The following is a 17,354-nucleotide window of genomic DNA, read 5'->3' as shown; positions in this document are numbered from 1 at the left end:
CGACGGCGGAAGCGCAAACGCGCCGCCGGTCAGGGGGCGATGCTGATCTGGCGGAGTTCGGCGGCCAGCCGGTCCATGAAAACGTCCACCTTCGGGCTGCGGGTATGCCCGATCTGGAGTGCGAAGATGCTGCGGGCCAGCCTGATCTCCGGAACGTCCAGCACCACCAGCCCCGAGGGTTGCTGCTGCATGGCCAACGCGGGGACGAGTGCGGCGCCCAGGCCGGTGGAGGCCAGATGCAGGGAGGCATTGAAATCGTCGCAGTGCGCGACAATGCGGGGGTGCAGATCCAGCGAGGCGAACAGCCGGGAAATCACGGTCGCGTCGGAGGTTCCCGGGTGGTGCATGATCCACGGCATGTTCGCCAGCTGGTCGGCTTCGACCCGTGCGCCGTCGGCGAACTTCCAGGACGCCGGGACCACGACCCGGAAGTCGTCATCCCCGAGCCATTGCCGGTCCATCGTGCCCGGCCACCCCAAGCCCGTTTGGCCGACCTGGAAGACCAGGGCCAGGTCGAGTTCGTTGCCGGCCTGCAAGCTGGCGATGGTCTGGTGCGGTTCGCCCACGCTGACGCGCAACCTGATGCCCAGGCCCGCCCAGTCCTTGGCTCCCAGCAGGCGAGGGAGGGCGAAGGTGGCCAGGGAGGGGAAGATGCCCAACCGGAGTTCCTGGGTGGCGTCCACGTCGGCATCACCGGCCGTCGTCGAGCTGGCGGCGAGGAGTGCATCGATGTCGGTCAGGACCTTGCGGGCGTGCCGGGCCATGGTGGCCGCCGCCGCTGTTGGTTCGATGGCCCGGGCGGAACGGCGGAACAGTTCCACGCCGGTGTCCCGTTCCAGGGCCGTCATCTGCTGGGAGACGGCCGAGGCCGTGTAGCCCAGGGGGACGGCGGCCGCGGCAAAGGAACCGCGGGCGATGACCTCCAGGAGCGTGCGGAGGTGCACGGGGTTGACCATCAGCGCTCCTGGTTGTCGGCGTGGAGAACGGAAAGTCCTCCTAGGCCATGTTAGTCCTCGTCGTCCTCGTCTTCCCTGGACGCCCGTTCCTCATCGTCGAGTTCCCATTGAGACGCCAGTGTCTCGTTCTCGGAATCCGAATCGGCGTCGTCGTGTTCCTCGAGGTCGTCCTCCACGAGATAGCTATGCCGCCGCAAGGGGTCGATGCGGTTCATGGTCTCCGGGTTGTCGGAGGAGCCATCCTCGGGTGTTCCGTAGCGGCCGTCCTCCGGCTCGTCGAGATCGTCCTCGGGGGCTTCATCGAAAACCGTATCGTCGTAGATGCCGCTCATGGTCTTTGCCCTCCTGCTCCGCGTGCCGGGCCGGATGCCCGAGGCACGTCTGACACCACCAGCGTAGGCCGGTACCCGGCACTTGGGAACGGGCAGCTGCCGGACCGTGTCGCGGGGCGGACGGTCCGGCCGCGGATCAGCCAGCCAAGCCCATGGCCTGGGCCGTCAGCCGGACCGACGCCAGCCGTTCGGCAGGATCCGATGCGTTGTGCACGGTGATCAATTCATCGGCATGGGCGCTGCGGGCGAAGCCCTCGAGGTACTCGCGCACCGCATCGGGGGAGCCGACGGCCGTGTAGGCGAGCATCTTCAGGATCTGTTCCCCGGCGGCGGACTCCATCAGCATGTCGATCTCTGGTTCGGTAAACGGTGTCTCGCGTCCGCGACCGAGGAAACTGGAGACCCTGTCACGGCGGACCTGCTCCATCTGGACCTGTGCCTGCTCATTCGTCTCGGCAGCCACGACGCCGACACCGGCGATCACGTGCGGCTCGGAGAGCTGCTCGGACGGCTGGAAGTTGTTGCGGTAGGCGGCCACTGCGGCGTGCAGGGCATCGGGTGCGAAATGGGAGGCGAACGAGTAGGGAAGTCCGAGCTGGGCGGCGAGTTGGGCGCCGAACAGGCTCGAGCCCAGGATGTAGATCGGCACGTTGGTGCCCGTTCCGGGGTAGGCATTGACCGTGGGGATGCGCGAGTTCCCGGTGAGGAATCCCTGCAGTTCCAGGACATCGTGGGGGAAGGAATCCGCGGCTGCCGGGTCGCGGCGCAGGGCGCGGAAGGTGGCCTGGTCGCTGCCCGGAGCCCGTCCGAGACCCAGGTCGATGCGTCCGGGGAACAACGTCTCCAGGGTCCCGAACTGCTCGGCGATGACCAGCGGGGAGTGGTTCGGCAGCATGATGCCGCCGGCGCCCAGGCGGATCGTCGAGGTCTGCGCTGCGATGTGCCCGATGAGGACCGAGGTGGCGCTGGAGGCGATGGAGGCCATGTTGTGGTGCTCGGCGTACCAGATGCGCGAGTAGCCTGCCGCCTCGGCCGTGCGGGCCAGTTCGACCGACTCCCTGAAGGTGTTGGCGATGGTGCTGCCGGCCGGAACCGGGGCGAGGTCAAGGAGGGAAAGGGGGATGTTCACATAGGCGACAACCCGTCGTCGTGCACAATCATTCCCGGTTCCGAAAACTGCAAAGAACTTATTGCAAAGAATCTCTTGCAAAGGATTCTTTGCAGTCGTACGGTATCCATATGGAACCGCTCGAAGACTCCCGCAAGCATGCCGGCAGGCCCCTCGGCCTCCCGGCGTTGAAGGCCCTGAGCCATCCGCTGCGGCTGCAGCTGTTGGAAATGCTTTCGCGCTACGGGGCGCAGACCGCCAGCGGGCTGGCAGAACGACTCGGCGAATCCAGTGGTTCCACCAGCTACCATCTGCGCCAACTGGCCAAGCACTCGCTGGTCCGGGAGCTGCCGGACCGGGGCAATGGCCGCGAACGTTGGTGGGAGCGGCCCCCGGGTCCGATCGCGCTGGGTCCAAACGTCATGGAATCAGACGCCGCCACGCTGTCGGCGGCGAGGATCGTGGCCCGGCAATTCGAGCAGAACCGGGCCCGTGCGCTGGACGACTTCCTCCGTTTTGGCGACGACACCCTGGGACCGGAGTGGATGGACGGTGCCGTGTTGAACACCTCCAACCTGCGACTGGACCAGGGGCAGTTGGCGGAGATCTCCGAGAGGGTGGTCTCGTTCCTGGGCGAAATCGTCGAGGAATACCGCGATGCCGGAGGGCCAGACGCCCGGCCGGTGCAGATGCACTTCAACGCCTTCCCGCTGGTGGACCCGGAACATCCGGCGGCCACCGGTACGAGCCAGGAGAAAACACCATGAACGCCCACACCCTGACAACCAGCGATGCCGCCGTCCGCGAGCTGCGCGCCCTGGAGCCCGACGGCTTTGGCGCGGCGCTCATCGGGGCCGGAACCGCGCTCACCGATTGGGGCGAGCAGCTCACGGCCCGGCGTGCCGCACGGCATGCCGCCCTGCGCTCGGCCCGCGGACGGGACCGTGCCTCACGCCTGCACGACCGCGAGGAGGCGGTGGCCGATGCCCTAGCCGCCTGGCATTCGGGATTGGGCCAGTAGGCGGGGTGCCGCTCTCGGCTACCGCCGGGGCGTCGAGATGTCGGGGGTCGTGGCCGTGCCCCCGTCGTAGAGCTCCTCGATCAGCCGCAGGCCGCGATTGGCCCACGCGATCTCTGCCTCGGCCCGGGCGATGAGCCCCTCGTAGGCGAAGCGCTTGAAGGCCGACGTGCGGTGGCGGTCACGCTCCGGGGTCACCTCGAGCCGGCGGTTCAGCATCGCGCTGGTTCCGGTGTCGATCTCGCGGATCTTGGTCTCCCACTGGCGCAACAGGACCGTGTTGTGCCCAATGTGGTCGCGCATTTGGGTCCGGGCCGCCTCGGGGGTGGCCCACTCCAGGTATGCGGCGCGCAGATGGGCCGGGTCGCGGACCCGGGAGAAGCCCATGGGCTCATTCATCCACGCAGTGAAGGCCTCGGCGCCGGCGGCTGTCACGTGGTATCGGCGCTTGGTCGCGTTCTTGCCCCAGGCGATCTCCTCGCCCTCGACCAGGAGCTCCTTTTCCATCTTGCGCAGCTCGGGATAGATCTGCGAGTCCGGCGCGTACCAGACATGCCCGACGGACTCGCCAAAGAGCTTGTACAGGTCGTAGCCCGTCATCGGCTCCACATTCAGCAGCGCCAGGATCGCATAGCGCAGACTCATGCGCGCCCCTTTCCGTGGTTCGTGAGCCCATCCTATGTGGGTTGGAGCGGGGCGGGCGCCCCGACCGTTGCCGGGCCGCCCACCCTCGCACTGCTACTTCGTGTACCCGGTGCGCCATCCGCCCTTGTAGTCGCCGCGAGCGGCCACCGAATAGGGAACCGGGCTGACCACGACGCGTGCCGTGAACTGGCGGTGGGGTTCGACGGTGGTCTTGGCCGTTCCGCCGTCCGGCTCTCCCCAGACGACCCGCAATTCCGCCCCCTCGGGGATCTGCGGATCAATCGTTGCCAGCGACAGGCCCCGACGTTCATTGGCGCTGTAGCCGGTGAACATCGACAGGCCCACCGTGTTTCCGTCGGCGTCGATCACCCGGTCGTAGTTCGACGAGCCGTAATTGGCCAACGGCAGGTCGAAATACTTGTACGGCTCCTGCTCGGTGTCCAGCACGGAGGTGAGGATGGTGCCCAGGTCCTCGGCATCCCAAGCCAGCGTGACCTTGCGGCGTTGCGTGGACGGGTCGATCTTCTCCAAGGCCTCACGGCCGATGAAGTCGTGGTCGAATTTCACGAACGACCCGTAGCCGAGCTCCCACGGGGTGAGGTAGTAGTCCTCGATGTCATCCGAAACGAAGCTGCCGGCCACGGCGTTGACCGCCTCGTAGCTGTCGGCACCGAGCCACTCGCGGTAGGCCCTGAGTTCCTCTCCGGTGTAGATCCCGGGAAGGGGCGAGGGGATCCAGCCGGACTCCAATGTATTGGAGGGGTAGGCCCGGGCGCCCACGGCGAGCATGCCGAACTCCTGGCCGGCTTCGAGGACGGCGTCGCGGATCTTGTCGTACGACCCGTAGGGTCCCCAGATCTCCAGGCCGGGTGCGCCGGCCATCCCGTGTCGCAGGGTGCGGACGGTTTCCCCTGCGATCTGCAGGGTGTCCATGGTGAAGAACTTCAACTGCTCGACGGGGGCTCCGTTGAGCTTCTCGATGATCTTCCAGGCGTTTGGACCCTGGATCTGGAATCGCCAGTAGCGGCGCTGTACGGGTTTGCCCATGGGACGCGATGGCGAGCGGCGGTCCACCTCGATCTTGACGTCATAGCCGCCCGTCTCGCCGTGGTACAGCAGCCAGTTGGCGGCCGGGGCGCGGCCGACGTAGACATATTCGTTCTCCGCTTCGTGGAACAGGATGCCGTCGCCGATGACGTGCCCGCTCGGTGTGGTCGGGACGTATTGCTTGGCCTTGTTGACGGGGAAGTTGGCCACGGAGTTGATCGCCGTGTCCGAGATGAGCTTCAGGGCGTCCGGGCCCGAGATGAACAGGTTGTCCATGTGGTGTGACTGGTCATAGAGGACTGCCGTCTCGCGCCAGGCCCGTTGCTCGCTGCGCCAATTCGTGAATTCGGGAGCGACGACCGGGTAGATGTAGGCGCCCAGCTGCGAGTTGCGCAGAAGTTCGACCGTGCTGTCCGTTGCGTCAAGCACTTCCTGGAGGTTCTGGTGTGTCATGGTGCGGTCCTGTTCCGTCGAGGTGGAATCCGATGGGCCGCGGGTCATCGCGGCCAGGTGTGGCGTGGTTCACTGCCTACCGTCGACCATATGACTATCGACGTAGTTATGTCGAGAGGTCGTCGGCTGCGTCTTCCTGCATGATTTGGCGGATCGTCTCCGCGATGGGCATTCGACCAACGCGACTCCAGCAGGCCTGTGATTTATCTATGCGGGTAGTTAGCATGTGAACCACATCACTCGCCCCGCTTGGGGCCCATCGATCGGAGTTACAGCATGAGCAGGATGAAGTATGCCGTTGCGCTAGTGGCGATTCTCGGACTGACGGCCTGTGGGGGAGGTTCGCCCTCGTCCGGTGACGCGGGGCAGCCATCCGCGGGATCCTCCTTGGAGCAGCTCGAGGTCGGGGTGATCCCGATCGTCGACGTCGCGCCGATCTATCTCGGGGTCAAGGAGGGGATCTTCGAAAAGGAAGGCCTGGATCTGAAGCTCACGCCCGCGCAAGGTGGCGCGGCGATCGTTCCCGCCGTGACCAGCGGGCAGATGGACTTCGGATTCTCCAACATCACCTCGATGATCGTGGGGAGATCCAAAGGGCTCCCCATCAAGATGATGGCGCCCGGGGGCAGCACCACCGGGGACACCAAGGCCGACTTCGCGTCTGTCATGACCAAGCCCGACAGCGGGATCAAGGACATCGCCGGGCTGGCGGGCCACAAGGTCGGGGTCAATACGCTGAACAACATCTCCGACTCCACGATTTCAGAAGCCGTGAAGCAGGCGGGCGGGGACTACACGTCGATCCATTTCGTGGAGATGGCGTTTCCCGACATGACCGCCCAACTGGCCAAGGGCAACGTGGATGCCATTGCCGCCGTGGAACCGTTTGTGACCATGTCCGAGGCGGACGGCAACGTGCCGGTCTTCTCCAACTACGCCGAGCCCGTGGACGACCTGACGGTGGCCGTCTACTTCTCGACGGACCAGTATGTGGCGGAGCATCCCGAGACCGCGGCGAAATTCGTCCGGGCGATGAAGGCCTCGCAGCAATTTGCCCAGCAGAACCCCGAGAAGGTCAAGGCCATCCTGCCCGAATACACCACGTTGAAGCCGGAGGTGATCGAAAAGCTCACCTTGCCGACCTACAACACCGAGGTCAACGAGGCATCCATCCAGCAGGTCGCAGACATCTCCCTTGACCGTGGGCTGATCGAGAAGAAGCCTGACATGGACAAGCTGTTGCCGACCAAGTAGGACCTCCCGGCATGGTGCCGGCGGTGACTGGAGTCCGCCGGCACCGTCCTACGGCCCTGCCTCGAATTCGGCGACCCAGTGTGCGGTGGCCTGCAGGCCGCCGAAGGTGTAGAAGTGCAGGCCGACCTCGCCGTGGACTGCCGGGTCCAATGCGGCGGCCAGATCGGTGATGAACCGGTCGGGGCCGGCGGTGCCCAGGAGGTTGGCGAGGGAAAATCCGTACTTGTGGGCGATGCCTGCGGACGAGGACACCCCGAAGCGACGTGCATAGGTCAGCAGTCTCTTGATGCCGGCGGGGCCCGGCACGCCGATGCGCACCGGGTACCAGATGCCACGACGCCGCAATTCCTGCAGCCAGCTCAGCACTGGAGCGGTGTCGAAACCGAACTGCGTGATGATCGACCCGTCCAGCCCTGCCTCCTGGAGGGCCTTGGACTTCGCCTCCATCGCTTCCCAGAGCGTGGCCTCGTCGATATCGGGGTGCCCCTCGGGATATCCGCCGATGGCCACGGCGCTGATCCCGTGGGCCTGAAGCCGTCCCGAGGTGATCAGTGAGAGTGCATCGGGGAAGGGCCCGAGCGGGGAAGCGGGATCCCCTCCCACGGCAAAGACCTCGTGGACCCGTGCATCGCCGGTCAGCGCCTGGAGGAACTCGTCGAGCTCCGCCACCGATGCCAGTCGCCGGGCTGAAATATGCGGAATGGGCTCAAAACCCGCTGCCCGCACGGCGACAGCGGCCGCGAGGCGCATGGAGAGGTTTTCGTTGCCCAGAAAGGTCACGTTGATCCGCGTTCCCGGAGGTAAGGCACCGGTGGCCTCGGCGAGGGCTGCGTTGACCTTGCCGGTCATTTCAAGGGAAAAGTCACGCACCAGTTCGATGCCGGGTGACGGGTGGGGCGAAGGGGTGGGAGGCATGGTGACGTCCTTAGTGTCGGTCACAACAACATATCTATGTCCATAGTGTTCGTCTAGTGTGGCGACGTTGAAAATAGATGGCATCCTCAATCATTGAAAAGTTCTTGTAAATACGGAGCGGGATGACTATGGTGTGATCCATCACACGTTGCGTCGACGGTCCAGTTCGACGCCGCCAGCACGACCCCGGCCGGGAGCGCCTGCCGGACCGCAACAAGGAGACGAACATGATGAAACTGAGATCAGCAACGGTCGGCTTGGGCTTGGCGGCAATGCTGCTGTTGAGCGGCTGTGGAGGAGGCTCGCCCTCGGGCGCGGCCGATACCGGTTCCAGCGCGGGTGGTGGCGGGGACCTGACGCCGGTGACCGTCGGCGTTCTCTCCATTGCCCCTTCCGTGGCCATGCAGTATGGGATTGATGAGGGGATCTTCGAAAAGCACGGCCTGAAGGTGGAACTGCAGACCGGGCAGGGCGGGGCCGCCATGTTGCCGGCGGTATCGACCGGGACCATGGACTTTGCCGTCGGCAACCCGCTGTCCGTGTTGACCGCGGCCGACAAGGGCTTGGACATGCGCATTGTCACCGGGTACTCGAACTCCAAGGCCGAGGGCGATGACATCAACGGCGTGGTGACCCGGAAGGACTCGGGGATCGACGGATTTGCCGATTTGGCGGGCAAGACCACGTCGGTCAACGCCTTGAAGACCCAAGGCGACCTGACCATCATGGACTCGGCGGCACAGGACGGCGCGGACGCCTCCCAGCTGAAGTTCAACGAGATGGGCTTCCAGGACATGGAGGCCCAGCTGGAACGGGGGAACACCGACGCCATCTGGGTGCCCGAGCCCTTCCTGAGCCGGGCGCTGGCCGACAAGGACAACAAGCTGGTCGGCTATCCTAACCAGGTGGCCATCCCCGGATTGCCCACCATGGTCACCTTCACCAGCGGTACATATGCCGACGGGCAAAAAGAGGTCGTCACGAAGTTCCGCGATGCCATGACGGACACCCTGTCCGCTGCCGAGGCCAACCAGGATGATGCCAAGGCGTTGCTGCCCGATTTCATGGGCATGGACGCCAAGGTGGCCAAGGGCCTGAAGATGGAGACCTGGGACGCTGAGGTTCCCCGTGGCCAGCTCGAGAAGCTGGGCGAGCTGACCGTGGAGTACGACTTCCTGTCGAAGCAGCCGGACCTGGACAAGATCGTCGTCCAGTAGCCAGCCGGACGACAAAAATGGTGGCATCCCCGAGGGGATGCCACCATTTTCAGGTGATCTCATCGGTCCTGTGCAGGACCTGATGGAAAACTTAGACGGCGCGGATGTCCGTGGCCTGCAGGCCCTTCTGGCCCTGGGTCACCTCGAACTCGACGCGCTGGCCCTCTTCGAGGGAGCGGAAGCCGTTGGACTGGATCGCGGAGTAGTGCGCGAACACGTCGTCCGAGTTGTCATCCGGAGCGATGAAGCCGAAGCCCTTTTCAGCGTTGAACCACTTGACGGTACCAATTGCCATGATTGTGTCCTTTCGAGACTGTCCGCAGGGGACGTAGGGGTTGTCACCACCGGACTTGGCGGTGACATGCAGCTACGAGATTTACCGCGAGTCAAAAAGAGACACTCCCCGCGAACGGGGCCTTGACACTGAAATTACTGCGAGAAAACTACGACTACACGTTCCACAATACGCGAGATTGTCGCCATTACCTACCGCGCTGGCGGAATTTCCGGACTTTCACCCCGAAATTTCCCGGAGTTCACCTTCGTTCAGGTGCCCGGACGCCGGCTTCGTCGCTCCGGCCCCGCCCCGTGGCGCACGGTCTTGCCCGTCGCCGGCGAAGCACGCAGGGCCTTCTTGACCACCAGGAGGGCACCGAGCATGAGGGCCGCGCCGATCGAAGCGGTGATGGTGACCCCACTGTCGAAGGCGTGGGCTGCGGATTCCAGCAACGCGGTGGCGTGTTCGGATGAAGGGAGCGCACCCGCGGTGTCCATGGCGCCGGCCAGCGTTTCCCGGGCGCGTGCCGCCTGGGTCGGGTCCAGTTGTTCCGGGACCACTATCCCGCTGCTGTAGGCGGCATTGAGGATGCTGCCCAGGATGGCAGTCCCCAGGACGGATCCGACCTCGTAGGCGGTCTCGGAAATCGCTGCCGCCGAACCGGCGCGGTGCGAGGGGACCGCGGAAAGGGCGAGGTCGTTGGAGATCGTTTCCGCCAATCCGACGCCGATGCCCAACACGCAGAAGGCGGCCAGCAGGGCGGGCAGGGAACCCGAGCGGCCAAAGGCGACGACCAGGACGTAGGCCCCGGCGCTGAAGGACAGCCCGGTCATGACGACCGACGACGCGCCGATCCTTTGGACCAGGGGCACGGCGACGAATCCGAAGACCACCGTCAGGACCAGGCCGGGAACCATGAAGAACCCCGCTTCCATGGGGGACAGCCCCGCGATGAGTTGCAGGTGCTGGGCCAGGAAGTAGATGAACCCCATCAACGCGAACACGCTGACCAGATTGACCACCAGGGCAGCGGAGAAGACGGGATTGCCGAAGAGGCGGACATCGAGCATGGGGGCAGAGGCGCGCAACTGGCGGCGGACGAAGGCCAACCCGCAGAGCACCCCCACTGCGATGGCGGCTCCGGCGACCCACGCGGGAGAGTGCCCCGTCGCGGCCTTGATGCCATAGACAATGGGTGCCAGGGTCCCCATGGCCAACACGATGCTCCCGGGATCCATGCGGCCCGGAGCCGGATCGCGGGACTCGGGAATCAGGAACGGGCCCAGCAGCAGCAGCGGAAGCAGCATGGGCACTGCCAGCAGGAAGACCGATCCCCACCAGAAGTGCTCCAGGAGCCACCCGCCGACGATCGGGCCCAAGGCGGCGCCTCCGGAAAACGCCGAGGCCCAGACCGCGATGGCCATCCTCCGCTCGCCGGCGTCGATGAAGATGTTCCGGATGAGCGACAGGGTGGCCGGCATGAGCATGGCCCCGAAGACCGCCATCAACGCCCGTGCGCCAATGAGCAGCGTCGCGTCGGGCATGAAGGCCGCGCCGGCGGAGACCACGGCAAAGCCCACGCCGCCGATCAGCAGCAGCCGCCGGCGCCCGATGCGGTCACCCAGGCTGCCCATGGGCACCAGCAGGGCCGCCAGGACCAGCGGGTACACGTCGATGATCCACAGCAATTGCGTGGAGGTCGGTGCCAGCGCCGTGGACAGGGCGGGGACGGCGAAGCTGAGCACCGTGTTGTCCACGGCGACCAGCAGGACCGGGAACATCAGCACGGCCAGTGCGGCCCAACGGCGGGCGCGTCCTGGCTGGGCGAGTTGGTTCGTGGGGTGCTGCGTGAGGCTCATGGCTTCCTGGGGGCGATGACGGTTTGACCAGAGTAACTGTACCGTCTGGACGGTATTACGTCCATGTTTCACCGATCACCATCGGCCCCGGCAAAAACGTTAGAGTCGGGTGCATGTCCAGACCACCAGCCGCGCGGGAAAAGATCCTCGACGCCTATTGCAGCCTGCTGCGCACCGAAGGGGAGCGGGCGGCCACGATGGACGCCACAGCCGCCCTGGCCGGTGCCTCCAAGGGAGGCCTGCTCTACCATTTCCCCTCCAAGGAAGCGCTCGCCGAGGCGGTGATCGAGCGGCTGCTCGAGGCCGCCCGGCAGGACAACGAGCTGATGGCATCGGCGGCCGAGGGGGCGGCGCGCTACTACGTGCGGACGTCCACGGCCACGGACACCGGCTTCGACCACATCTACCAGGCAGTGGTGCGCCTGGCGGCCGGCTCGCATGCGCCCGCGGTGGCCGCCCTGGACCGGGTCCACGGCGACTGGGAGCGGCTTGTGCGCCAGGACGTCCCGGATCCGCATGCCGCCGAGGCCATCATGCTGATCGGCGAAGGACTGTACTTCCACTCGACCCTGCCCGGCAGCTGGTCACGGTCGCTGGTGGGAACCGACATCGATGCGCTGCTCGACCAGGTCGACCGGTTGAAGGAGGGCAGCTGATGGCGTTCCGCCTGGCACCGCGCCCCTGGAAGGGGCGCATCGCGGCACTGGTGGGCATCATGCTCATGGCCCTGAGCGTGCGTGCCGCCGTCGTCTCCGTCCCGCCCCTGCTGGACCTCATCGGCCCGGAACTGGGGTTCACCTCGTTCACCACCGGCCTGCTGGCCATGCTGGCCCCCATCATCTTTGCCGTTTCCGGGCTGTTCACCCCGCGGATGATCGGGGCCTTCGGGCTCGAACGCACCCTGTTGCTGGCCGTCATCGTGGCCATCATCGGCCAGGGGTGCCGCGCCTTCGTCGGCGATGTGGCCTCGTTCCTGCTGCTCTCGGCGCTGACCATGGTCGGTTACGGCATCGGCAATGTGGTGCTGCCCCCGCTGGTCAAGAAGTACTTCCCCGACAGGATCTCCTCGGTGACCTCCGGCTACGTGACGCTCATCGCCATCGGCACCGCCATGAGCCCCATGTTCGCCGTCCCGCTCGAGCAGGTCTCCGACTGGCGGTTCTCCATCGGCTTCTGGACCCTGGCCAGCGTCGTCGTGCTCATCCCCTGGGCCATCCAGTTCGCCGCGGACCGCCGCCGCCGCAGCGCCGAGGCGGCCGAGCACGCCCGCCTGGCGGCCACCGAGACGCCCGAGCAGACCTCGGCACGGCTGGCCGGCAAGGTCCCCGTCCAGGCGGACCGGCGGATCAACCCCTGGCGCTCCCGGGTGGCGTGGGGCCTGGCGATCTTCCTGGCCGGCAACTCCGGCCAGACCTACGTCTACTTCACCTGGCTGCCGCCCTACCTCATCGGGGAGGGGCTCGACCCGGCAGCTGCGGGCAGCGCGCTGGGCTATTTCGCGATCCTCGGGCTGCCGGTGAGCCTGCTGGTGCCGCTCATCGTGCCGCGGATGAAGCATCCGATCTACGCGGCGGGCCTGTTCATCGTGTTGTGGATCATCGGGCACGCCGGCATGTTCTTCCTGCCCACGCAGGGCACCTGGTGGTGGATCACCTCCGCCGGTCTGGGCCAGGGCACCTTCGCGATGGCGTTGCTGATGATCAACCTGCGCTCGCGCACCACCTACGGTTCGGGGGTGCTGGCCGGATTCAGCCAGGGCCTGGGCTACGCGGGTGCGGCGATCGCGCCGCTGCTGTTCGGCGTCGTGCGCGATGCCACCGGTGGCTGGGCCGCCTCCTTCGGGATGCTCGGGGTCTGCCTGCTGGTGCTCATCGTCGGCGCGGTGATGATCAACGGCCCACGTCAGATCGAGGACGACGCCGAAGCCTCCCGGGTGCCAGCGCGCACCTGAGCCCGGCTCAGGCCCCCAGGCGGACCAGCACCTTGCGCAGCGTGTTCAGGTTCCGCGTCGTCAGCACCGCCTTGTGGCGGGCGCGCCCGATTTCGCGGGCCACCCGGGTCTCCAACGAGCTGCCCCGCGGGACCTGCCAGTAGAGCACCCCGTCGCCCGCGGCGACCAGTTCGCCGGGGGACGGTTCCGGGCAGGCGGCGAGGACCCCGGCCACCGCGTCCGCGGTTGCGGCGAGGAGCACGTAGTCGTGCCGCTGGACGCCGTCGGCCACGGCGGGGAAGGGGTAGGAGGAAACGATCGAGGCCAGCCGCCCCGGCGTCGTGATGATGACCCACGCCTCGTAGCCGAACCGGGCCCGCAGCACCGCCTCGACGTCCGCCTTCACGGCGGTCGGATCGCCGGTGGCCGCGTCGAGGACCACATTGCCGGAGGCCAACAGGGTGGACACATGCGCGTACCCGGCACCGGAGAGCGCCTCGGCCAGGTCCTTCATCGCGATCCGGACCCCGCCGACGTTGATGCCGCGCAGGAAGACGGCGTAGGTATGCATGCGCCCATTCTGCCGTGGCGGCACCGGTTTTCGATACGCTCGGTCCATGACAACCCGTGCCCCCTTTGGTTCCTGGCCGTCGCCGATCACCGCCGCCTCGCTGGTGGCCTCCAGCACCCCCGTGGGGTCCCCGCGCTTCGTGGGCGATTCGATCTGGTGGCTCGAGGGCCGACCGGCGGAGGGCGGCCGTTTCACCGTGGTCGCGGACGGGGAAGCGCACCGCGAACTCGTGCCCGCCCCGTACAACGTGCGCAGCCGGGTGCACGAATACGGGGGTGCCGCGTGGGCCCCGGTCGACGACGGCGCCGGGGACCGGCTCGTGTTCGCGAACTTCGCCGACCAGCGCGTCTACCTGCACACCGGGGACGGCCTGGGCCCGTTGACCCCCGCCTCGGTTCCCGCGGGGGAACCCGGGGCCGACCCGCAACTGCGCTTCGCCGAATTCACCGCCTCCCGGCGCGACGGCGAGGTGCTGGCCGTCTGCGAGGACCACACCGGTGCCGCCCCCGAACGCTACATCGTGGCCATCCCGCTGGACGGCAGCGCCGCCGCCGACGCCGCCGCCCTGCGCCGTGTCACCCCGCCCTCGCGCTTCGTCGCCTACCCCCGCGTCAGCCCGGACGGGATGCACCTGGCCTGGATCAGCTGGGAGCACCCGCAGATGCCGTGGGACGGGACAGTGCTGCACGTCGGGGACCTCGACGACACGGGGATGGTGGGCCGGGTCCGCGACGTGGCCGGCTCCACCACCGAATCGGTCCTGCAACCCGAATGGCTCGACGCCACCACGCTCGCGTTCATCTCCGACCGCACCGGCTGGTGGAACCTGTACGCGCAGGACCTCGACGCCGATGGGACCCGGGCCCTGTGTCAGCGGGCCGAGGAATTCGCCGAACCCCTCTGGCAGATCGGCACCACCTGGTACCGGGTGCTCGACGACGGCAGGATCCTCACGGCCCACGGCACCCACGGCATGGCCCTGGGACTCTTGGACCCGGACACCGGGGCGCTGCGGGACCTTGACCTGCCGCTGACCCACGCACTGCCCTCCGGGGTGCGCGCCGGCACGGGGTCCCCGGGCGCCGGCCTGCAGGTCCTGACCCTGTCGCAGGACACCACCGAAGGGGCGGGCATCCGGCTGGTGGACGTGGACACCGGGACGATCCACACCGTCCGACGGTCCCTGGCGGAGCTGCCCGCCGCCGGCGCCCTGCCCGTCGGGCGGGCCATGGACTTCCCCGGTGACGGCGGCGCCGTCGTGCATGCCAACGTCTACGCCCCGGCGCTCGCCGGCCTCGACGGCCCCGAGGGGGAGCTGCCGCCGTTCGTCGCGTTCGTCCACGGCGGGCCCACCGGGCAGGCACGCATCGGGCTGTCGCTGAACATCGCCTACTACACCAGCCGGGGGATCGGGGTGGTGGACGTGAACTACGCGGGATCCAGCGGGTTCGGGCGGGCCTACCGCGACCGGCTGGCCGGACAGTGGGGCGTCGCCGACGTGGCGGACACGGTGGCCGTCATGCGGGGCCTGGTCGACGCCGGGATCGCCGATCCCCAGCGGCTGGCCATCGAGGGTGGTTCCGCGGGCGGCTGGACCACCCTGGCCTGCCTGACCGACACCGACACGTTCGCCGCCGGCATCTCCCGCTATGGGGTGGCCGACCTGGAGGCCCTGGTCGCCGACACCCACGACTTCGAGGCCCACTACATGGAATCACTGGTCGGCCCGTGGCCGGAAGCCCGGGAACTCTATGCCGAACGTGCGCCCATCAACCATGTCGACCGGCTCGATTGCCCGGTGCTGCTGCTCCAGGGCGACGAGGACCGCGTGGTGCCGCCGAACCAGTCCCGGAAGTTCGCCGACGCGCTGGCGGCCAAGGGGATCGAGCACGCCTACGTGCTCTTCGCCGGCGAGCAGCACGGTTTCCGGAAGGCGGCGAACATCGTCCGCGCCCAGGAACTGTCGCTGGCGTTCTACGCCCACGTCTTCGGGTTCACCGCAGATGTCCCGCCGATCGAACTGACCCGTGGGGCGGGGAGGACCCCATGAGCGTCGGCCATCCGGGGAACGACGACGCTGCCCCCGCGGCCATCGAGGCGTCGGCCATCGAGGCAGTGGCAACCGGGACGGTGCAGGGCGTCGGGTTCCGCTACCGCACCCGGCAGCGGGCCGAGGCCCTGGGCCTGGCCGGGACGGCCGTGAACCAGGCCGATGGCAGCGTGCGGATCACCGCCCAGGGCCCACAGGAGTCGCTCGATGCCCTGGTGGACTGGCTGCGTTCACCGCAGGCGCCCGGGACGGTGGCGCACCTCGGGGTCCGGGCGGTGGATCCGGACCCCGGGGCCACGGGTTTCGCCGTCGGCTAGCGGGTGCGGATGAGCTTGCGGTTCACGAACTCGTCCATCCCGTACTTGCCCAGCTCACGGCCCACGCCGGAACGCTTGACTCCACCGAAGGGCAGCTCGGCTGCGGTGCCGGAGGGCTCGTTGACGTAGACCATGCCGGCGTCGATCTGGTGGGCCACCCGCTGGGCGCGCTGCGGGTCCTCGGTGAAGATCGAGGACCCGAGCCCGAACGGGGTGTCGTTGGCCAGGGCGACGGCCTCCTCCTCGCTGGCGACCTTGAAGATCATCGCCACCGGGCCGAAGAGTTCCTGGTGGAACACGTCCATGTCGGGGGTGACCCCGGTGAGGACCGTCGGCTGGAAGAACGCAGCATCGGCGGAGACCTTCGCGCCACCCACCAACGCGGTGGCGCCCTCGTCGATCGCCGATTTCACCTGCTTTTCCAGGTTGTCGGCGGCGGCCTGCGAGGACAGTGGGCCCAGGAACGTCTTCTCATCGGTCGGATCCGCGGGGGTGATCGCGGAAAGCGAGGCGGTGAACTTCTCGACGAAGTCGTCGTAGAGATCCTCCATGACCACGAAGCGCTTGGCCGCGTTGCAGGCCTGCCCGCCATTGCCCATGCGCCCGTTGACGGCCCGCTTGACCGTCTTGTCCAGGTTCGCGGTGTCCAGCAGGATGAACGGGTCCGAGCCGCCGAGCTCCAGCACGACCTTCTTCAGGTTCCGCCCGGCGACCTCGGCCACCGCGGAACCGGCACGTTCGGAACCGGTCAGCGAGACCCCCTGGATCCGGGGGTCCGCGATCAGCTCGGCGATCTGCTCGTTGGTCGCGAAGATGTTCACGTACGCGCCCTCCGGGGCGCCGGCGTCGCGGAAGACCTGCTCCATCGCCAGCGCGGACTCCGGGCACTGCGGGGCGTGCTTGAGCAGGATCGTGTTGCCGTTCATCAGGTTCGGGGCAGCGAACCGGGCCACCTGGTAGTACGGGAAGTTCCAGGGCATGATGCCCAGCAGCACGCCCAGGCCCTCCTTGCGCACGACGGCGGTGCCCCCGGCGACGACGTCGAGCTGTTCGTCCTCGAGGTACTTCGGGCCGTTCTGCGCGTAGTAGCGGTAGATGGAGACGACGATGTCGATTTCGCCCCGCGCCTGCAGTACCGGCTTGCCCATCTCGCGCGTGATGATCGAGGCGAGTTCGTCCTTGCGCTCCTCATACAGGTCGGCAACCCGCCCGAGCAGGGCCACCCGGTCATCGACGGAGCTGGTGCGCCAGCTGCCGAACGCTGCATGGGCCGCGGTGGCGGCCTCCTGCAGCCCGGCGTCGGTGATGGTCTCGAACTCCTTCTCGACCTGTCCGGTGGCTGGATTGGTGACGGCGTAGATGCTCAACGTGGCTCCTTCGGTGGGGGAACTTCGGTGGGGTGGCC

18 protein-coding genes are annotated in these 17,354 nt (G+C 67.3%); 8 read left to right on the top strand and 10 right to left on the bottom strand.

The genetic code is table 11. The features are described from left to right. Positions 1-29 precede the first annotated feature (29 nt). From ACN0TP_RS07720 to ACN0TP_RS07710, 3 genes are all read right to left on the bottom strand, one after another. Positions 30-956, bottom strand: a complete 927-nt coding sequence (locus ACN0TP_RS07720; RefSeq protein WP_417218270.1) for a LysR family transcriptional regulator — start codon at positions 954-956, stop codon at positions 30-32. A gap of 50 nt (positions 957-1,006) precedes the next feature. After that, entirely contained in the window at positions 1,007-1,288 is a 282-nt protein-coding gene (locus ACN0TP_RS07715; RefSeq protein ID WP_417218269.1) for a hypothetical protein, read from the bottom strand. Between the two features lie 136 nt (positions 1,289-1,424). After that, complete coding sequence (locus ACN0TP_RS07710; protein WP_417218268.1) at positions 1,425-2,417, bottom strand: LLM class flavin-dependent oxidoreductase; 993 nt, start codon at positions 2,415-2,417, stop codon at positions 1,425-1,427. A gap of 110 nt (positions 2,418-2,527) precedes the next feature. Between ACN0TP_RS07710 and ACN0TP_RS07705 the strand changes: the two genes are divergently transcribed. Together ACN0TP_RS07705 and ACN0TP_RS07700 are read left to right on the top strand one after the other, a co-directional pair. Continuing rightward, on the top strand, positions 2,528-3,163 hold the full coding sequence (locus ACN0TP_RS07705; RefSeq protein ID WP_417218267.1) for an ArsR/SmtB family transcription factor: 636 nt from the start codon (positions 2,528-2,530) through the stop codon (positions 3,161-3,163). Beyond that, on the top strand, positions 3,160-3,417 hold the full coding sequence (locus ACN0TP_RS07700; RefSeq protein ID WP_417218266.1) for a hypothetical protein: 258 nt from the start codon (positions 3,160-3,162) through the stop codon (positions 3,415-3,417). The genes ACN0TP_RS07705 and ACN0TP_RS07700 overlap by 4 nt, the downstream gene beginning before the upstream one ends. Positions 3,418-3,435: 18 nt before the next feature. Here ACN0TP_RS07700 and ACN0TP_RS07695 read toward each other — a convergent pair whose 3' ends face one another. Beyond that, positions 3,436-4,059, bottom strand: coding sequence for a PadR family transcriptional regulator (locus ACN0TP_RS07695; protein WP_417218265.1), 624 nt, complete (start codon positions 4,057-4,059; stop codon positions 3,436-3,438). Positions 4,060-4,152: 93 nt separating this feature from the next. After that, entirely contained in the window at positions 4,153-5,559 is a 1,407-nt protein-coding gene (gene ligM / locus ACN0TP_RS07690) for a vanillate/3-O-methylgallate O-demethylase (protein WP_417218264.1), read from the bottom strand. Positions 5,560-5,835: 276 nt separating this feature from the next. Here ligM and ACN0TP_RS07685 point away from each other — a divergent pair, with 276 nt between their 5' ends. Further along, positions 5,836-6,813, top strand: coding sequence for an ABC transporter substrate-binding protein (locus ACN0TP_RS07685; RefSeq protein WP_417218263.1), 978 nt, complete (start codon positions 5,836-5,838; stop codon positions 6,811-6,813). 48 nt (positions 6,814-6,861) lie between these two features. Here ACN0TP_RS07685 and ACN0TP_RS07680 read toward each other — a convergent pair whose 3' ends face one another. Then, positions 6,862-7,728, bottom strand: a complete 867-nt coding sequence (locus ACN0TP_RS07680; protein ID WP_417218262.1) for a methylenetetrahydrofolate reductase — start codon at positions 7,726-7,728, stop codon at positions 6,862-6,864. 227 nt (positions 7,729-7,955) lie between these two features. On the opposite strand from ACN0TP_RS07680, the gene ACN0TP_RS07675 reads away from it, so the two are divergent. Next, entirely contained in the window at positions 7,956-8,945 is a 990-nt protein-coding gene (locus tag ACN0TP_RS07675) for an ABC transporter substrate-binding protein (protein ID WP_417218261.1), read from the top strand. Between the two features lie 91 nt (positions 8,946-9,036). Here the strand turns inward: ACN0TP_RS07675 and ACN0TP_RS07670 are convergent, their stop codons facing one another. Next, the gene (locus ACN0TP_RS07670) at positions 9,037-9,240 is read right to left on the bottom strand and encodes a cold-shock protein (RefSeq protein ID WP_343901574.1); all 204 of its coding nucleotides are present in this window, start codon (positions 9,238-9,240) and stop codon (positions 9,037-9,039) included. Between the two features lie 251 nt (positions 9,241-9,491). Further along, the gene (locus ACN0TP_RS07665) at positions 9,492-11,081 is read right to left on the bottom strand and encodes an MFS transporter (protein WP_417218260.1); all 1,590 of its coding nucleotides are present in this window, start codon (positions 11,079-11,081) and stop codon (positions 9,492-9,494) included. A 113-nt stretch (positions 11,082-11,194) separates the two neighbouring features. Between ACN0TP_RS07665 and ACN0TP_RS07660 the strand changes: the two genes are divergently transcribed. Both ACN0TP_RS07660 and ACN0TP_RS07655 read left to right on the top strand, forming a co-directional pair. Beyond that, a complete protein-coding gene (locus ACN0TP_RS07660; RefSeq protein ID WP_417218259.1) occupies positions 11,195-11,737 on the top strand; it encodes a TetR/AcrR family transcriptional regulator in 543 nt (180 codons plus the stop codon). Then, entirely contained in the window at positions 11,737-13,032 is a 1,296-nt protein-coding gene (locus ACN0TP_RS07655; protein WP_417218258.1) for a CynX/NimT family MFS transporter, read from the top strand. Before ACN0TP_RS07660 ends, ACN0TP_RS07655 begins: the two co-directional genes overlap by 1 nt. Before the next feature lie 7 nt (positions 13,033-13,039). On the opposite strand, the gene ACN0TP_RS07650 is transcribed toward ACN0TP_RS07655, so the two are convergent. Next, the gene (locus tag ACN0TP_RS07650; RefSeq protein WP_417218257.1) at positions 13,040-13,582 is read right to left on the bottom strand and encodes a DUF1697 domain-containing protein; all 543 of its coding nucleotides are present in this window, start codon (positions 13,580-13,582) and stop codon (positions 13,040-13,042) included. 46 nt (positions 13,583-13,628) lie between these two features. Here ACN0TP_RS07650 and ACN0TP_RS07645 point away from each other — a divergent pair, with 46 nt between their 5' ends. Both ACN0TP_RS07645 and ACN0TP_RS07640 read left to right on the top strand, forming a co-directional pair. After that, a complete protein-coding gene (locus tag ACN0TP_RS07645) occupies positions 13,629-15,632 on the top strand; it encodes a prolyl oligopeptidase family serine peptidase (protein ID WP_417218256.1) in 2,004 nt (667 codons plus the stop codon). Next, positions 15,629-15,949: an acylphosphatase gene (locus tag ACN0TP_RS07640; RefSeq protein ID WP_417218255.1), complete on the top strand. Its 321-nt coding sequence runs from the start codon at positions 15,629-15,631 to the stop codon at positions 15,947-15,949. Before ACN0TP_RS07645 ends, ACN0TP_RS07640 begins: the two co-directional genes overlap by 4 nt. On the opposite strand, the gene ACN0TP_RS07635 is transcribed toward ACN0TP_RS07640, so the two are convergent. Continuing rightward, the gene (locus ACN0TP_RS07635; protein ID WP_417218254.1) at positions 15,946-17,316 is read right to left on the bottom strand and encodes an NAD-dependent succinate-semialdehyde dehydrogenase; all 1,371 of its coding nucleotides are present in this window, start codon (positions 17,314-17,316) and stop codon (positions 15,946-15,948) included. The genes ACN0TP_RS07640 and ACN0TP_RS07635 overlap by 4 nt on opposite strands. Positions 17,317-17,354: the final 38 nt, after the last annotated feature.

The sequence above is a fragment of the Arthrobacter sp. genome (genome assembly GCF_048266065.1).
Lineage (GTDB): Bacteria > Actinomycetota > Actinomycetes > Actinomycetales > Micrococcaceae > Arthrobacter_H.
Note: the sequence above shows the minus strand (reverse complement) of the source record. Positions and strands in the feature narration are given on the sequence as shown.

Bases quoted from the DNA above. Each gene is read 5' to 3' on its own strand.
- ACN0TP_RS07720 (WP_417218270.1), bottom strand. From the start codon at position 956: ATGGTCAACCCCGTGCACCTCCGCACGCTCCTGGAGGTCATCGCCCGC.
- ACN0TP_RS07715 (WP_417218269.1), bottom strand. From the start codon at position 1,288: ATGAGCGGCATCTACGACGATACGGTTTTCGATGAAGCCCCCGAGGAC.
- ACN0TP_RS07705 (WP_417218267.1), top strand. From the start codon at position 2,528: ATGGAACCGCTCGAAGACTCCCGCAAGCATGCCGGCAGGCCCCTCGGC.
- ACN0TP_RS07700 (WP_417218266.1), top strand. From the start codon at position 3,160: ATGAACGCCCACACCCTGACAACCAGCGATGCCGCCGTCCGCGAGCTG.
- ACN0TP_RS07695 (WP_417218265.1), bottom strand. From the start codon at position 4,059: ATGAGTCTGCGCTATGCGATCCTGGCGCTGCTGAATGTGGAGCCGATG.
- ligM (WP_417218264.1), bottom strand. From the start codon at position 5,559: ATGACACACCAGAACCTCCAGGAAGTGCTTGACGCAACGGACAGCACG.
- ACN0TP_RS07685 (WP_417218263.1), top strand. From the start codon at position 5,836: ATGAGCAGGATGAAGTATGCCGTTGCGCTAGTGGCGATTCTCGGACTG.
- ACN0TP_RS07680 (WP_417218262.1), bottom strand. From the start codon at position 7,728: ATGCCTCCCACCCCTTCGCCCCACCCGTCACCCGGCATCGAACTGGTG.
- ACN0TP_RS07675 (WP_417218261.1), top strand. From the start codon at position 7,956: ATGATGAAACTGAGATCAGCAACGGTCGGCTTGGGCTTGGCGGCAATG.
- ACN0TP_RS07670 (WP_343901574.1), bottom strand. From the start codon at position 9,240: ATGGCAATTGGTACCGTCAAGTGGTTCAACGCTGAAAAGGGCTTCGGC.
- ACN0TP_RS07665 (WP_417218260.1), bottom strand. From the start codon at position 11,081: ATGAGCCTCACGCAGCACCCCACGAACCAACTCGCCCAGCCAGGACGC.
- ACN0TP_RS07660 (WP_417218259.1), top strand. From the start codon at position 11,195: ATGTCCAGACCACCAGCCGCGCGGGAAAAGATCCTCGACGCCTATTGC.
- ACN0TP_RS07655 (WP_417218258.1), top strand. From the start codon at position 11,737: ATGGCGTTCCGCCTGGCACCGCGCCCCTGGAAGGGGCGCATCGCGGCA.
- ACN0TP_RS07650 (WP_417218257.1), bottom strand. From the start codon at position 13,582: ATGCATACCTACGCCGTCTTCCTGCGCGGCATCAACGTCGGCGGGGTC.
- ACN0TP_RS07645 (WP_417218256.1), top strand. From the start codon at position 13,629: ATGACAACCCGTGCCCCCTTTGGTTCCTGGCCGTCGCCGATCACCGCC.
- ACN0TP_RS07640 (WP_417218255.1), top strand. From the start codon at position 15,629: ATGAGCGTCGGCCATCCGGGGAACGACGACGCTGCCCCCGCGGCCATC.